This window comes from Peribacillus sp. NPDC094092, assembly GCF_050279365.1.
Classification (GTDB): domain Bacteria; phylum Bacillota; class Bacilli; order Bacillales; family DSM-1321; genus Peribacillus.
Genome location: NZ_JBNNUC010000007.1, coordinates 88,376 through 103,158 on the forward strand (window position 1 = coordinate 88,376; position 14,783 = coordinate 103,158).

Sequence of the window (14,783 nt, forward strand, 5' to 3'; positions counted from 1 at the left end):
AGGAATGACATTAACAAAAGGTGCGGATATTGAAATTGTCGAATATCTTCTTTCAGCTGAGAAGGAAGTCCGGGAAGTGATAAAAGTAACAGAACGTTATCCGGAATTAACGATGGAAATGGCATATAACCTACAACAGCAGTTGATTGAGCGGAAAATAAAAGAAGGTGCCAAGCATGTGGGTGTGAAGCTTGGCCTGACAAGCAAAGCGAAGCAAGAAATGATGGGAATCAATGAAGCCATCTATGGTTATCTATTAAATGATATGCTCTCAACCGAATGGGAACCGATAGACAGTAAAGAATTGATTCATCCAAAAGCAGAACCGGAAATTGCATTTTTAATAGGAGAGGATCTTCAAGGGACGAATGTAACATCGGAAGATGTTTTAAAGGCAGTCAAATATGTGGCGCCAGCTCTTGAAATCATTGACAGTCGTTATTTGAATTTCAAATTTACGCTTCCTGATGTGGTGGCTGATAACTGTTCTTCTGCACGTTTTGTAGTAGGAAGCAAGTGGGTGAAGCCAGAGAAACTCGATTTAGCCAATGTAGGAATGGTCATGTCTAAGAATGGTGAGGTTGCGACAGTTGGAGCGGGCGCTGCCGTTTTGGGTCATCCTGCAACAGCTGTTGCTTGGGCAGTCAATAAACTTGGACAAAGAAATGAAGGCTTAAAAAAGGGTGATATTGTTCTAACTGGTGCTTTATCAGAAGCTATCGCGTTTGAAGCGGGAGACTCTATTATTGCCCAATTTGATGGATTAGGCAGTGTATCTTTCTTTTGTAAATAATACTAGATTTGGAGGTTTTCTATGCCGGTCATTCAAATTCAAATTTTAAAAGGCAGAGATAACGAACAAATTAAAGGCTTGATTGCAGATGTAACAAAGGCTGCGATGAAGAACCTTCGTGTAAAGTCCGAGCAAGTAAGGGTATTGGTCACTGAAATCCCTGATACACATTGGGGGACGTGTGGATTTACTATGAATGAGTTTAGAAGTAAGGGAGATGAAGTGGAAAAGTGAAACAGAAATAGGGTTCTATATCAGGAGGGGATTAAATGAAAGAAAAAGATCCATTCCAAGATATTATGGAAAGGGAGAATGGATTAAATAAGGGATTGGAAACAACACAACTTAGGATTTTAACCAAATGGAGTATGGGGTATGTGGATTGGAGTTTTCATTTCTCTTTTTAGTTATTTTAGTAAAGAAATGATTGCAGTTAGTGCTGGAGAAGCCAAAGAACCTGAAAAAGCTGTTCCCTGTGCACTTCGATCCGCGGTTGTTCGATTAATCTTATTTTATTTGTTAACACTTTCTCTAATGCTAATGATTGTGCCTTGGAATGAGGGAAGTGGAAATGAAAGTCCGCTTGTTAACGTTATGGATACACTCTATATCCCTGGAGCGGCTGGAATAATGAACTTTGTTGTTCTTATTGCTGCACTTTCGGCTATGAACAGTCAATTATATTCTACTCTATGATGTTTTCACTATCTAGAGCTGGGTTTCGGAGTATATATAGTGGCTCGGATATAGCATTACAATATTATTAAAAAGAGGTGCATAGAATGTCAAATGTGAAACAACCCAGTTTATTACAAGCTATTTTACCGCTGCTAATAATTGTTATTTCAGCTGCTTTTTCGATTCTCCGTTGGAACGCAGGAATGTTTGTCCCTTTATTAACTGGTATTGTTACTACAGCATTACTTGGTCTGTATCTTGGGTATAAATGGAGCGATTTAGAAAAATTTTTGAGCGACGGTGTTTCCAGGGCTTTGACTGCAATTTTTATGCTTTTCATCATAGGCTCCATTATTGGTACATGGATTCTAAGTGGGGTTATTCCAACTCTGATCTACTATGGTTTGGATATTTTAAGCCCAGATATTTTCCTGCCCACCGTTGCGATTACCACTGCCATTTTGGGTCTTGCAACAGGAAGTTCCTTTACAGCTATTGCTACAATTGGACTAGCATTTATGGCTGTTGGGCAGGGAATAGGTTTTCCACCTGCTCTCGTTGCAGGGACGATCATTTCTGGTGCACTATTTGGTGATAAGTTGTCAGCATTATCTGACACGACTAACTTGACACCTGCAATGGTCGATACCGACCTCTTTAGCCATATAAAACATATGTTATGGGATTCTATTCCAGCATTTGCGATTTGTCTTGTTCTTTACTACTTCTTTGGTATGCAATATTCAGGAAATTCTATTAACCTTGAGAAAGTAAGCGCCATCATGGACGCTTTAAATCAAACGTTCAATATTAATCCTGTATTACTTTTATTGCCTGTACTAACGATTTATATAGTGACTAGAAAGTTTCCAGCCATTCCTTCTCTTTTACTTGTTAGTGTCCTTGGCGGCATAACGGCTATTGCTTTCCAAGGAAGCTCATTGAGCCAAGTGATTCAGTCCATTACAAATGGTTACACCAGTCAATCTGGTCTTGAATTACTAGATTCCTTACTTAATCAAGGTGGAATGAAATCAATGTTCGAATTAATTGCACTCGTAATACTGGCTACTGCATTTGGGGGTATACTTGAAGGTACGGGGGTACTTAAGACGGTCCTTAATTCATTTATAAACAAAGCTCGTACGACTGGCTCTTTGATATTTTCAACTATTCTGTCAACCTTAGTCATTGGGTTTGCTAGTGGGGCTCAATATCTTGCGATCATCCTTCCTGCCCGAGCTTTTGTAGGAGCATATAAGCAACGTGGTTTAGATACTAAAAATCTATCACGTTGTATAGAGGCCGCCGGTACGGTTGGAATTAATCTAGTACCTTGGAGTGTAAATGCTTTATTTGCTGCAAAAGTCCTTGGAGTTAGTCCTACAGAGTTTATCCCATTTATTTTCTTTTCTTTCTTAATCCCTTTGATTAATCTAATTTATGGTTACACCGGAATCAGCATTGTGAATAAAACTTATCCCGAAAAGGGGACTGATTCAATTTCTCAATCTGAACCTGATGAAAGGGAAGTGGTAATGTAAAACAGTTGTTTTCTTCGTTAAGGATTACTGATGAAGGAAAAGAGTTTAGCCTATGAACTTTAATAGGCCTTCCCAACATTGGAAATAAAAAAAGGGACAATTTATCTCCCTTTTTTTCGTATTTATATAAGTCTTTAGATTTAAAAAAGTCGCTAATATTGATTTAATTGCCGTGTTAAATTAAAGGCGATTTTTGTAACAAATAAGTGTGGGTGCATTAGGAGAGAATTATGTTTACTGTAGTGAATAAAAGTTTAAAAGATTTTGTGAACCATTGACATCATTAGTTTATATAATAGGAGGCAACAATGATGAAGAATAATCAACCTAATATTGTGATGATTTCATGTGATCATTTAAGAGCGGACTTATTGGGATGTACAGGTCATGACCTAATTCAAACCCCTCATATTGATATGTTAGCAAAAAAAGGAGTTCGTTTTACCCAAGCATACTCCACTACACCTATTTGTATCCCGGCTCGAGCAACTATCATGACAGGGCTTGAGGGTAACAGCTTAGGACTAACGGAATATCGGGAAGGCGTTGAACTACCTGTACAAGAAACCCTTCCTAAACAATTAAGTGATGCTGGTTATCAAACGATGGTAGTTGGTAAAATGCATACATATCCAGAACGTCGCCATTATGGGTTTAACAATATGATTCTTTGGGAAGAAGGACGTCCATTCGGGGCTCCAAATGGAGAAAAAAGAGGGTATGGAGACTATGAACAATGGTTAGCGGAACAAGGATATCCTGGCATGGCATTTGGTCATGGTATGTCAATAAACGGATACACCATGACACCATGGCATTTGCCGGATCATTTACATCCGACTGAGTGGATTGGCTATGAAACGTGTAAACAAATTAAACGGCGAGATTGGACCAGTCCATTATTCATTTGGGCATCATTTACTGCTCCTCATCCACCTTTAGCCCCTTTATTAAAGGATCTCTATATGTACGATCGAGATGAAATGCCTCGCCCCGTTATTGGTGATTGGGCTGAGAATCATTCGGTCTTTCATGAATTAGGATTATCCTTTGGAGAGACGATGACTGACAAGCAAATTGACCTGGCGTATCGTGCCTACTTTGCATTGGTTACTCAAGTGGATAGGCAAATTAATAGAATCATTGGCACTCTTCGTGAAGAGGGCATCCTTGATAATACATGGTTTATTTTCACATCCGATCATGGAGATAATCTAGGTGATCACCATCTCTGGCAAAAAACGAACTTCTTGAAGGGATCTTGTAATATTCCGTTAATCATAACTCCTCCGCTAGTAGGAAGAGGAGATAGTTCAAATGAACTTCATTCAGAATGGCTTCCGGGTACGGTTAATCATTCGGTTGTAGGTTTACAGGATATTCTTCCAACATGCTGTGAACTAGGTGGCGCAATAATTCCAAACAATATTGATGGAAAGAGTTTGATAGCGCTTGTAAATGATTCCTCTAAATCTGTAAGGGAAGTCATACTGGGGGAATTTGGGGCTACAGGGAAACGCTCTTTTATGATAACCAATGGCGAATGGAAATATATCTGGTATGAAGAAGATGGAACAGAGCTGCTTTTTAACATTCAGAAGGATTCGGATGAAATGAACAACTTAACCTTGAAGCAGCCTCAATTAGTAGATGAATGGAGAAGTAAGTTAGTGGAAATTATATCTAACCGTGAAAATGATCCAGCTGTTTTTGATAACAAACTAACAGCTGTTACTCCGGGGCTTGAACTATCTGCCATGGAAAAAGAAAAAAGAAAGAATGCCTATCCATTCTTTCATCCGATGGGACTACACTAATTTTAACTGAAAATATTCATCCGATTGGGGGGAAAAGGATTGTCTAAAAAAAACTGTTGTACTGCGAAGAGGGAAAATGGATTAGGAAGCAGTATCTCACTATGCGAAGCAGTTTATGAGTTAACACCAACAAAGTTAACACGACATGAAGAAAATCTTATTAAATTACCTGGTGGAGAATTTTTAATGGGGACGGATGAACAAGAAAGCTTTCCCGATGATGGGGAAGGACCGATTCGAAAAGTATACTTAAAACCTTTTGCCATTGACCGTTATGCTGTCACAAATGCACAATTCAAGGAGTTTGTGGAGGATACTGGGTATATTACAGATGCAGAACGTTATAGGTGGTCATTTGTGTTTCACTTATTTCTATCTGAGGAAGTGAAGAAACGGGTAACTCATTCACCAAAGGAAACTCCATGGTGGTTTGCGGTAGAGGGGGCTTACTGGAAGTACCCTGAAGGTCCTGATTCTTCTATTGTTGATAGGATGAATCACCCTGTTATCCACATTTCATGGAACGATGCGATGGCTTATTGTAAGTGGGCGGGCAAAAGGCTACCTACAGAAGCAGAATGGGAATACGCTGCTCGTGGAGGATTAGTGAAGAAGAAATATCCTTGGGGGAATAAACTTACCTATAAAGGAGAACACCGCTGTAATATTTGGCAAGGCAGGTTTCCGATAGAAAATACAGGGGAGGATAGCTATCTTTCAACTGCTCCAGTTGATGCATTCTCACAGAATGGGTTTGGTTTATATAATGTATCAGGAAATGTATGGGAGTGGTGTTCGGATTGGTTTTCCAAAGTACATACTCAGGCAAAGTTCTGCCAAAACCCCATTGGACCTGAAAAAGGGACAACACGTGTGATGAAAGGTGGGTCTTATCTATGTCATAAATCATATTGTAACCGATATCGTGTGGCTGCCCGAAGCTCCAATACCCCTGATAGTTCATCAGGAAATTTGGGTTTCCGGTGTGCTGCAGATATTGAATAACATAGGAAATCTACCATATTATTAAGAACTCTGAAGATATAAAGTGGTGATTAAATGAAGATAGAAAATCTAGAGGTTTTTTGTCTTGTTGTAGAGGAAGGGAGCATTAATAAGGCTTCAAGAAAAAAATATCTTACTCAACCAGCTGTTACTAGACAGATTCATCAAATAGAAAAAGTCTATGATACTTTATTATTTGAAAGAGAGTACGGAAAACTAACTTTATCAGAAAGCGGAAAAGTGTTATATCCAATTGCCAAAAAAATCGTGAATGATTTTGACCAATCCTTGGCTATTGTTAATGAGTCAAAAGAAAAGGGTAGTTTTGCTTTGAATATTGGTGCTTCTCTAACAATAGGGGAATATTTATTACCTAAAATACTAGGGGAATTTAAAACGGAATTTCCCGAAATTGAGGTAACATTAAAAATTGGAAGTACACCATCAATACTCAAACAATTAAAAAGGGATGAAATCCAAATTGCCTTAGTTGAAGGAGAAGTGGAAGGCGGAGAATATAAAGTAAAAAGGTTTGCCGAAGATGAGGTTGTGGTTGTTTGTTCCGCTAATCATAAGTGGAAGGATTGGGAAAAAGTATGTATAGAAGAAGTAATGGCTGAAAAAATTATCTGGCGGGAAGAGAATTCTGGAATCAGAATAGTTGTAGAAGATATACTTAAGAACATTCAAGTGTTTGAACAATTAAAGATTTATATGGAATTCGGAAGTACACAAGCAATCAAAGGGGCAGTCGAAGAGAACTTAGGGATATCCATTTTATCTAAGCTCACACTAGAAAAAGAAATAAGAGAGGGTTCATTAAAGGCTTTATCAATCGAGGGCATAGACTTTAAAAGGAACTTGTGGATCGTGCAGAAAAAAGAGTATATTACAAAGGGATTGGTCAAAGAGTTCCGTAATTATTTATTTCAGCGAATCGGGCTTGATTAAATGTTTTGGACATAATTTACCATTTCATGGTGGATTTTGTCCTTTTTTTGTTTCTTTCCATTTCTGCAATGAGCACATCATTTGGAACGTTTTTGCCCATAAAGGTTCATTGAGATTCCGCCAGCAGTGGCAGCTTTATCAATGCTTAGCAGATTTGCAATTGGACGACAAGAACTGGTCGAGATAACAAATACACTTTCAACATAATGGGTATTCGCTGATACATATCGAGTTCATCTGGATTGACGTGATGATAAAATGAATGGGTTAATACTCTAATATCTTTCAGGATTAGGTCGGTTGTCTTTAGAGATAATAAGATTTTAATGGTTAGAGAAAACACTGATGGAGGTTGGTCTTTACCAGGAGGTTGGGGCGACATAGGATTAGCTCCCAGTGAAGTTGCAGTCAAAGAAGTAAGGGAGAATCAGGGTTTGATGTTAAGCGATTAAATTGTTAGGTGTCCTTGATAAGAAGTGTCATCCCACACCCTCCTTCACTTTATCACGTTTATAAAATGTCTATCCTATGTGAAGTAATTGGGGGACAACCTAAAGAAGGACTAAAAACGAGTGCAGTTGAGTTTTTTGCTGAAAATGAACTACCATCATTATCAATAGCTAGAAATACAGAATCACAAATTGAATTGGCTTTTAAGCATTAACATATCCACAAGAACCTGTCTATTTTGATTAATTTTTCAAATGGGTGTGCCTCCAGTTAAAGAACTAACGGGTGCGTTAGCCGAAAATCAGAGCTGTCTTTAAGGAAGCTTTTTCTTTATGGAACTATCGGGGCAGAATAGTTTAAAAAGGATTATCAAAGGAGTCGGTAAGAATGAGTTTAGCTTCCTACATTGGCTGTAATATAGAATTACCAATTAACCATGATGAATATTCAGATGATTCTTTTTACATTGGAAGATGTTTTGCAGGAGATAGCGAACTGCAAAATGTAAAAAAATATCAGTTTACTACCCCTTATGTTTACGAGGTATCAAGTCATTGGGGAATTGAGATTTCGGAATATATGAATCAAGAAACCTGTGCTGAATCAAAAGTAAAACTGTTAGAACTTTGTAAAAGAATGGACAGCTATCTTGAAAAAGGGGATTATTTTGAACTGTATAGCTGTTGGGTTGGAGATGAAACTAATAAGCGAGAGGGTGAGATAACTTTCCAAATCAATAACTTTGATATTGACCAGATTGAAATACCAGAAAAAACGTTAGTGAGATTTGAAAAATAAAGGTTTCTGTGCTTTAGCTGAAGATCGGAGCAGTCTTTAAGGCAGCTTTTTCTTGTGGAACTAAAGGGGCAGGATAGTTCAACAAGCATAGTGTCTTCGAACTGTTCGCTAAACAATTTACTAATAGAAAATGTGTTATAATCATTTATCTAGAGTTTATGCACTGATAAACCTGTAGCCATTTGAACATTAGTACATGCCCATTCACCCATTGTTTTTAATTAATTCCCCTTACAGTATCTCCTGCTCTGTTATTCGGTCTGCAGCCATAATCTCAGTAAAGAGTATAATAATTTAGGAGGTTAATTCTTTTGGAAAACACCGAAAGCATCTTAAATTCAAGAATTAAAGAGATTTCAAATCATATTTTATTTATAAAAGAAAAGCTCGCCCTACAACGTTTTGAGTTCGATTCAAACACATATACAAGCGATGTTGCTAGTCAGATTAAAATTTGGAGAGAAAATCTTATTGATATATATGCAATGTCTATTAATCAAGATCAGAAAGAGATTTATAAGATATTAAAAACATGGGGTATGGAAACAGTTGACTTACTGGTTAATCTCAATTTGCCTCTTGATTTGGCTATTGAAGAAGTTCGTTTTTATCGAGATACAATTGGCGAAATTATAAAAGATATGGCTAAGGATTTTTCAATGACAATTGATGACTTTTATAATATTCTATCAGCCTTTGATTCTGTGATAGATAGAGCGATTCATTGGCTCAGTATTTCATATTCTAGAAGCTATTCAGCAAGAATAACTCTAGCAGAAACAACAGCTTATGATCTTTCCATCCCTGTCGTAAGAATAACTACCGAGATAGGTGTAATTCCACTCATAGGTGTTCTTGACACACAAAGAGCCAGTCATCTAATGAGTCAAGCACTTGAAATAGGAACCAAATTTAATTTAAACTATATTGTTATTGACTTGTCGGGTGTACCTATACTTGACACAATGGTCGCAGATCAAATATTTAAAGTCATTGATTCTTTACGGCTTATTGGTATAGAAACCCGATTATCTGGCATTCGTCCAGAAATTGCCCAAACAATGGTTAAATTAAATATTAAACTTACTGAAAAAACATCTTCAAGTTTACATTTGGCAATTAAGGATATACTTTAAAATCTTACCCCAAGTTTTTTACTGCACAGTATGTGTCAACTCTTCATTAAGGAACACAAAAATCTTCGAGTATTTCGGTCATACAGACCGTTTAATAGTTTTGTGAACTTTTTTTTATTGAGTAAAACGCTAACACTTGTTATACGGCTTACTAGGGCCTTAAAACACCACCTTATAGTAAGTCCTTCGACTTAAATACGATTCGTAAACATTCATTGATTAATTCGGACTTAACTCTATCGAGTCACCTATAATTTTACATATTTGTATTTTTGTTAATCACTCTCTAACCTCTTGCTGTGATGGTAAAATGAGTTGTTTTGGATAGAGCCTAGGGGGAAAAGAGAATGGCAGTTAGCATTTTTATTTTTTGGGGAGCAGTCGCTCTTCTTGTGACGGCGATTGTTTTCTTGGTGGAGAAGAAATTCAAGAAAGCTCTTATGATGTTTGGACTTATGCTTGTATCATTGATCCTATTTATCATAGCCGTCATGTTTACGGATATAGGAACGGAAGCAACTACTGAAGAGGTGGAGCCTGAAACAGTCGAGCTGACTGCAACAGTAGAAACTGCCACTTTTAACAAGAAAAAAAATACGGTCTTTGCACAATTTCCAGATCACACACCTGGGCGATCCATACAATATTCCCCTTGAAAAAATCTTTTCCTACTCTGTATGACGGACTTACTTAACTAACGGGTGCGTTTGCTGAAGATCGGAGCTGTCTTTAAGACAGCTTTTTCTTATTGCACTAAAGGGGCAGGATAGTTGTATAAAGGGGTTCAAAAACATTTAGATAATCTTCACCTAAATGTTTTTTGGTTGATTTTTTGTACGACTGTACTAAAATAAGAACATGAGTAAAAAAAATAATCCAACTAACCAAAAACAAATGTCATTCATCGAAAAAGCTCGTAGAGCTCAAATTGTGGAATGTGCGATTGAAACAATCGCAGAAGTAGGTTACGCTCAAGCCTCTTTAGGACAAATTGCAAAACGTGCAAAAATCAGTAAGGGGGTTATTTCATATCACTTTGCAAATAAAGAGGAATTATTGGAGCAAATACCTATTGAATACTATATGGCTTGGCAATCATATATTGTTCCACGAATAGAAGCTCAAAAATCTCCTAAAGAAATGCTTCGGGTGTATATTGAATCCAATCTTACATTCGTAGATGAAAATCGGAAGCATGTTTTCGCTGTTATAGAAACGGTTTCTAATCAGAGAACTGCTGATGGTAAACTTCGGTTTGCAGCAGACCATGATGAAACTATTTTACTTCCAATTGAAAATATTCTCACCCTAGGGATGCAAGAAGGAATTTTCCGAGAATTTACAAGACCATCGGCAAGGGTGATGGCGTTAACAATAAGAAATGCCGTTGACGGGTTCACCATTGAATTAATGAGAAAACCACATTTAGATGTTCAGGAGTATACTAGAGAACTGGTTACAATCTTCGATAAATCAACTAAAAAGTAATGTGTCACATAGGAGGATAACAATGATTTACTATGAGGTACTTTGTTATAGTTGTAAAAAAATATTCAGAGTATACGAAGGTTCACTAAAATATAAACAATTTAAGGAAAGAAAGAGTAGGACTTTTTGTTGCGATGATTGTGCTCATAAAATACGCATTGAAGCAATCAAAAATTTCTTTAGATAGTTTTTTGGGGAGAGTCCTACTAATAGATTGTGAAGGATTGTACTTAAACTAACGGGTGCGTTATCTGAAGATCGGAGGTCTATAAGGCAGCTTTTTCATATGGAACTATAGGGGCAGATTAGTTGAACAAGTAAAAGGTTTTTGTAGTGGTTGTCTCGAAACTAAATGATTAGGAAAATCATTTTAACATTAGGGAGGATGCCTGTTGTACTTAATTTAGGGATCTATATTCAAATTAGAATTGAGGAGTGAATAGAATGACCAACGTAAAAGATATTATTTCTGACCAGTTCTTAGCGAATGCTAATGACCCTAGTTGGTACAAGCCATTTTCAGAATCAGTTGAAAATTTGACGGAAGAACAGGCTTTATGGAAGCCAAGCAAAGATAGTAACAGTATAGCTGAAATTGTACAACATCTGATTTATTGGAATCAAACTTGGCAAACCAGGTACGAAAAATCCAACGTAGACGCTGTATCTTCAATCGGAGATAATAATCGGAGCTTTTTAAGTCCTGAATATATGTCCTTTAAAGATTTGAAAAAAATCTTATTAGAAGTCCTTTTAAAGTGGGAAGAGTTATTAACTAATGAAAAAATAGAAAATGATGTTATAGGTTTTCCTGAAAATGTTAAGTGGTGGCAAATTCTTGGAAATGCAACTACCCATAATGCATATCATATCGGTCAAATAATTTATATTAGGAAACTGCAAAACAGTTGGAAGGCGAATGAATGAGAAGTTGACTAGCTGCTAATTGGAACTTTTTCTCTAGAATGGATTGCTGCGGCAATCCTTTTTTCTTGTTCAACTAAAGGGGCAGGTTAGTTCAATAAGCGCAGTGTTTTCGTACTGTGACATAGATTCTATTTGTATTACCCAATATAGATTTCCATAAATAGGTTTCGTTTTTAAATATATAAGGTACTTATACCTGTAATTGTTATATAGGGAATGAGGAGAATGAATTGGATAATAAACAGGAAATTGTTAATCACATATTAAATAAAGATAGGGTTTATTTTTCGAAAATCTATTAAATCAACGTCAAAATTAAATACTATAAAGTCACCGTACAAAATATGAGTGATTTAAGGTTAGCTTATTCACCAGGAGTTGCAGAACCTTTTTTAGAAATAAAAAAGGAGGACGACAGAATATATGATTATAAATGAAGGGAAACCTCGTTGCTGTTGTGTCTAATGCTGTTCATTATTCTTTGTTCAATATCCTACCTATTTTTTTTATGTTACATTACATAAAAATTCTCGCTAAAGTAGTTAATAAGCTAGACTGTCAATGAGTGAAGCAGTTGTTTTAAGAGCTGCTTCATTTTTTGAATTTACACTTTGTTGTAGAAATAATTACAGAATAATACCTTAACTTCAATCTTAAGAATAAGGTTAATGGCACTGCAATTTGTTAGAACCAAGGAACGGATGACAATGAACGTAGTAAGCATTGAATATATTAAATGTTTTACTTTAAGTAACTAGTTTGATAAACATATTACTTACTATGTATTACAGTATACACCTCGATAGAATATATGATTTACAAAGAAACATTGGTTAGTAGGGAAGGGCTCTTTTAAAAGATGTGGGCATTAGCAAAAAGATGCTCACGATTAAAAATCTCATAAAAAATGTTGAGTGGTGAAAAGCACCATGTCTGGGAGACACATTCTCCATATCAACTCCAATTTTCTCCTGATAACCTTAAGGAAATCTACTCTAGATTAGAATTTTGAGTAGAGCTATATTTTGTTGATTTTCACCCCAATAAGATACTGATTCCGACCTTTTTGGGGTGAAAATCAAATCTATACTGAGAATTAAATGAGTAATATAGATTAATCTAGATTAATCTATATTAATCTATATTACTGAAAAAAGGATTAATCTTAATGAACTAAAATGTGAGTCTGTTGATTAAAGATGATGCAATAGATGGGTCAATAAAAAGTTCAGTTTTTTATTCTGTAATATCAAAATTCGAATAAACAGTTGTCCGGCAACAAGTGTGACATACTGAAAACTCGAGTAGAAGCCGCGTCGGCCACTGCTTGCACTCTCGGACAGGTGCGTTGCCGAGGTTCCATACTCTCCACATAGCGGGGCAGCCGTGCTAGAACCAGAATAATGGGAGCCAACACACCAATGGTATTATATCTTGGGGTTAAAGCAATGATCAGAGAACCACCGGCCATAGCGGTGATGGAAAGCGTAAGCACGGCACGACGCCCATAACGATCAGCGTAGCCTCCCATAAGAAGGCTCCTTAACGACGCATCAGGCTGGAGCGAGATCAGTTCTGAATGAGAAGAGGAATCTGTCATGATACCACAACCAGCAGTATACAGTTAAGCTATCCTTTGTGAAATCAAGCCAAAACGAATTGCGACTGCAAATAAAGATGGGGCAGGACTACCGTAATCAAGTCACCATGTTTATTTAACTTAACTAAAAAGCTATTTCAAGAGATATAAGAATGCTCTCACGTGACTTTTAATCATTACGAGGCATTCTTTTATTTTTGTATCAAAAATCCTTCGGCAGCATTTATTTCTAAAATGTACACAACAAAAATTGGCTTTCACTCTATAAAATTATAAAAAACAGGACAGGGGCAAAACGGTAAATATAAGGATTTATATTTACAGACGTCTTTATGTATTGATTTTGACAGTTGCTTTTTTTCAGACTTCGTTTTGGGGAAGAGAATCAGACTTCCTTAATTATGCGTAAAATTTCAGTTTTACGAATAAATGGACGTGAGAATGAATGTTTGGTATAATCTTCTTATAATAATTAAGGGAGCGTGTCTTATGTATACAGAGATGTTTCAAACCATTCAAGATACTCTCATAAAAAAAATAGATCCCGTTTTCATTATTATCTTTGGTTCTTATGCCAAAAAATCTACACATAAAGACAGTGATATCGATATTGCTTTCTACAGTGAAAATCAATCGCTTACTACATATGAAGTTTTTCAGCTAGGACAGGAATTGGCAGATATTCTGAAAATCGAGGTGGATTTGGTCAATATCCGTACAGCATCCACAGTATTTAAAGCCCAGATATATAGTACCGGTACCATTATATATTCAGCGAATGACACTCTTCTTAAAAACCTCCAAATGACTGCACTAAGCATGTACGCTAAATTGAACGAGGAACGCGAAAATATCTTAAAAAAAATTGGAGAAAGTGGGACCATCTATGAAGAATGATGTGATATTGAACAAAATCAGTGTGATAGAACGCTGTATGAATCGGGTTAAGGTTGTATACGAAAACAATCCAGAAAACCTAAAGGACTATACAAAACAAGACTCCATCATCCTCAATATACAAAGGGCCTGCGAAGCGTCAATCGACTTGGCTATGCATATTGTAGCTGAACGGAAATTAGGATTGCCCCAAACCAGCAGAGATGCTTTTGATATGCTTCATGAGGCCTTAATTATTGACGAAAATACGGTCAAACGATTAAAGGCCATGGTGGGTTTCAGAAACATAGCCGTTCATGATTACCAGACGGTGAATCTAGACATTTTACAGCAAATTGTTGCGAACCATCTTGAGGATTTCACAGACTATACAAAACAAATCCTCAAATTTTAATAAAGGAGTTTTATGATGAATTACAAAATCCGTGTTTACGATCTCGGTACAAATAAAGAAACAATCAAGGTAGATAAAATCTTTGAAACGAAAGATGCTGCTGAAGCTGCTATCGAAAACCATAAACTCCAAAACCCAGAAAAATATGAGTATGTAAAAGTTCCTGTGAAAAGTTAATTATTTCAGTCCTACCCTTCTGTTCAGGACCTATAACGTTAGTATATTAGCTTGAACATAATATTATTATGTAAACAACTATTCGTAAAAATTGAATTTTACGCATAAATTAAATTTAAAAAGGAGTC

Annotated in this window: 16 protein-coding genes and 3 pseudogenes; 18 read left to right on the forward strand and 1 reads right to left on the reverse strand. The window is 36.5% G+C overall.

Annotation, left to right across the window (positions count from 1 at the left end; translation table 11 throughout):
• Positions 1–4 precede the first annotated feature (4 nt).
• The 15 genes and pseudogenes from ACQKNS_RS24175 to ACQKNS_RS24245 all read left to right on the forward strand — a co-directional run bounded on the left by ACQKNS_RS24175 (position 5) and on the right by ACQKNS_RS24245 (position 11,587).
• On the forward strand, positions 5–793 hold the full coding sequence (locus ACQKNS_RS24175) for a 2-keto-4-pentenoate hydratase (RefSeq protein WP_427645791.1): 789 nt from the start codon (positions 5–7) through the stop codon (positions 791–793).
• Between the two features lie 21 nt (positions 794–814).
• The gene (locus tag ACQKNS_RS24180; RefSeq protein ID WP_427645792.1) at positions 815–1,027 is read left to right on the forward strand and encodes a tautomerase family protein; all 213 of its coding nucleotides are present in this window, start codon (positions 815–817) and stop codon (positions 1,025–1,027) included.
• 35 nt (positions 1,028–1,062) lie between these two features.
• On the forward strand, positions 1,063–1,200 hold the full coding sequence (locus tag ACQKNS_RS24185) for a hypothetical protein (RefSeq protein ID WP_427645793.1): 138 nt from the start codon (positions 1,063–1,065) through the stop codon (positions 1,198–1,200).
• Positions 1,151–1,515, forward strand: a pseudogene (locus ACQKNS_RS24190) (amino acid permease); the annotation flags it as partial. The gene ACQKNS_RS24185 and the pseudogene ACQKNS_RS24190, both read left to right, overlap by 50 nt.
• Positions 1,516–1,575: 60 nt before the next feature.
• Positions 1,576–3,015 carry a Na+/H+ antiporter NhaC gene (nhaC, locus tag ACQKNS_RS24195; protein WP_427645794.1) on the forward strand — a complete coding sequence of 480 codons (1,440 nt, stop codon included), beginning with the start codon at positions 1,576–1,578 and terminating at the stop codon, positions 3,013–3,015.
• A gap of 311 nt (positions 3,016–3,326) precedes the next feature.
• A complete protein-coding gene (locus ACQKNS_RS24200) occupies positions 3,327–4,832 on the forward strand; it encodes a sulfatase-like hydrolase/transferase (protein ID WP_427645795.1) in 1,506 nt (501 codons plus the stop codon).
• A 39-nt stretch (positions 4,833–4,871) separates the two neighbouring features.
• On the forward strand, positions 4,872–5,837 hold the full coding sequence (locus tag ACQKNS_RS24205) for a formylglycine-generating enzyme family protein (RefSeq protein WP_427645796.1): 966 nt from the start codon (positions 4,872–4,874) through the stop codon (positions 5,835–5,837).
• Between the two features lie 54 nt (positions 5,838–5,891).
• Positions 5,892–6,788: a LysR substrate-binding domain-containing protein gene (locus ACQKNS_RS24210; protein ID WP_427645797.1), complete on the forward strand. Its 897-nt coding sequence runs from the start codon at positions 5,892–5,894 to the stop codon at positions 6,786–6,788.
• A 290-nt stretch (positions 6,789–7,078) separates the two neighbouring features.
• Positions 7,079–7,484, forward strand: a pseudogene (locus ACQKNS_RS24215) (NUDIX domain-containing protein); the annotation flags it as partial.
• A 141-nt stretch (positions 7,485–7,625) separates the two neighbouring features.
• On the forward strand, positions 7,626–8,036 hold the full coding sequence (locus ACQKNS_RS24220; RefSeq protein WP_427645798.1) for a hypothetical protein: 411 nt from the start codon (positions 7,626–7,628) through the stop codon (positions 8,034–8,036).
• Positions 8,037–8,347: 311 nt separating this feature from the next.
• Positions 8,348–9,172: an STAS domain-containing protein gene (locus ACQKNS_RS24225; protein WP_427645799.1), complete on the forward strand. Its 825-nt coding sequence runs from the start codon at positions 8,348–8,350 to the stop codon at positions 9,170–9,172.
• 347 nt (positions 9,173–9,519) lie between these two features.
• A complete protein-coding gene (locus ACQKNS_RS24230) occupies positions 9,520–9,828 on the forward strand; it encodes a hypothetical protein (RefSeq protein WP_427645800.1) in 309 nt (102 codons plus the stop codon).
• 202 nt (positions 9,829–10,030) lie between these two features.
• Positions 10,031–10,660: a TetR/AcrR family transcriptional regulator gene (locus ACQKNS_RS24235; RefSeq protein ID WP_427645801.1), complete on the forward strand. Its 630-nt coding sequence runs from the start codon at positions 10,031–10,033 to the stop codon at positions 10,658–10,660.
• Between the two features lie 22 nt (positions 10,661–10,682).
• The gene (locus ACQKNS_RS24240; RefSeq protein WP_427645802.1) at positions 10,683–10,847 is read left to right on the forward strand and encodes a DUF2197 domain-containing protein; all 165 of its coding nucleotides are present in this window, start codon (positions 10,683–10,685) and stop codon (positions 10,845–10,847) included.
• 257 nt (positions 10,848–11,104) lie between these two features.
• Positions 11,105–11,587 carry a DinB family protein gene (locus ACQKNS_RS24245; RefSeq protein WP_427645803.1) on the forward strand — a complete coding sequence of 161 codons (483 nt, stop codon included), beginning with the start codon at positions 11,105–11,107 and terminating at the stop codon, positions 11,585–11,587.
• A gap of 1,265 nt (positions 11,588–12,852) precedes the next feature.
• On the opposite strand, the pseudogene ACQKNS_RS24250 reads toward ACQKNS_RS24245, so the two are convergent.
• Positions 12,853–13,127 (reverse strand): annotated as a pseudogene (locus ACQKNS_RS24250) (alpha-ketoglutarate transporter); the annotation flags it as partial.
• 549 nt (positions 13,128–13,676) lie between these two features.
• Between ACQKNS_RS24250 and mntA the strand changes: the two are divergent.
• Genes mntA through ACQKNS_RS24265 form a run of 3 tightly spaced genes read left to right on the forward strand, consistent with a single transcriptional unit; the run spans position 13,677 to position 14,655 of the window.
• Positions 13,677–14,084, forward strand: a complete 408-nt coding sequence (mntA, locus tag ACQKNS_RS24255) for a type VII toxin-antitoxin system MntA family adenylyltransferase antitoxin (protein WP_427645804.1) — start codon at positions 13,677–13,679, stop codon at positions 14,082–14,084.
• The gene (gene hepT, locus ACQKNS_RS24260) at positions 14,074–14,478 is read left to right on the forward strand and encodes a type VII toxin-antitoxin system HepT family RNase toxin (RefSeq protein ID WP_427645805.1); all 405 of its coding nucleotides are present in this window, start codon (positions 14,074–14,076) and stop codon (positions 14,476–14,478) included. The genes mntA and hepT overlap by 11 nt, the downstream gene beginning before the upstream one ends.
• 15 nt (positions 14,479–14,493) lie before the next feature.
• Complete coding sequence (locus ACQKNS_RS24265) at positions 14,494–14,655, forward strand: hypothetical protein (protein ID WP_427645806.1); 162 nt, start codon at positions 14,494–14,496, stop codon at positions 14,653–14,655.
• Positions 14,656–14,783 lie beyond the last annotated feature (128 nt).

What these genes read in the sequence shown, in the direction of transcription:
- hepT (WP_427645805.1), top strand. Translation starts at nt 14,074, where the DNA reads ATGAAGAATGATGTGATATTGAACAAAATCAGTGTGATAGAACGCTGT.
- mntA (WP_427645804.1), top strand. Translation starts at nt 13,677, where the DNA reads ATGTATACAGAGATGTTTCAAACCATTCAAGATACTCTCATAAAAAAA.
- ACQKNS_RS24265 (WP_427645806.1), top strand. Translation starts at nt 14,494, where the DNA reads ATGAATTACAAAATCCGTGTTTACGATCTCGGTACAAATAAAGAAACA.
- ACQKNS_RS24210 (WP_427645797.1), top strand. Translation starts at nt 5,892, where the DNA reads ATGAAGATAGAAAATCTAGAGGTTTTTTGTCTTGTTGTAGAGGAAGGG.
- ACQKNS_RS24230 (WP_427645800.1), top strand. Translation starts at nt 9,520, where the DNA reads ATGGCAGTTAGCATTTTTATTTTTTGGGGAGCAGTCGCTCTTCTTGTG.
- ACQKNS_RS24220 (WP_427645798.1), top strand. Translation starts at nt 7,626, where the DNA reads ATGAGTTTAGCTTCCTACATTGGCTGTAATATAGAATTACCAATTAAC.
- ACQKNS_RS24200 (WP_427645795.1), top strand. Translation starts at nt 3,327, where the DNA reads ATGAAGAATAATCAACCTAATATTGTGATGATTTCATGTGATCATTTA.
- ACQKNS_RS24185 (WP_427645793.1), top strand. Translation starts at nt 1,063, where the DNA reads ATGAAAGAAAAAGATCCATTCCAAGATATTATGGAAAGGGAGAATGGA.
- ACQKNS_RS24245 (WP_427645803.1), top strand. Translation starts at nt 11,105, where the DNA reads ATGACCAACGTAAAAGATATTATTTCTGACCAGTTCTTAGCGAATGCT.
- ACQKNS_RS24175 (WP_427645791.1), top strand. Translation starts at nt 5, where the DNA reads ATGACATTAACAAAAGGTGCGGATATTGAAATTGTCGAATATCTTCTT.
- ACQKNS_RS24240 (WP_427645802.1), top strand. Translation starts at nt 10,683, where the DNA reads ATGATTTACTATGAGGTACTTTGTTATAGTTGTAAAAAAATATTCAGA.
- ACQKNS_RS24235 (WP_427645801.1), top strand. Translation starts at nt 10,031, where the DNA reads ATGAGTAAAAAAAATAATCCAACTAACCAAAAACAAATGTCATTCATC.
- ACQKNS_RS24180 (WP_427645792.1), top strand. Translation starts at nt 815, where the DNA reads ATGCCGGTCATTCAAATTCAAATTTTAAAAGGCAGAGATAACGAACAA.
- nhaC (WP_427645794.1), top strand. Translation starts at nt 1,576, where the DNA reads ATGTCAAATGTGAAACAACCCAGTTTATTACAAGCTATTTTACCGCTG.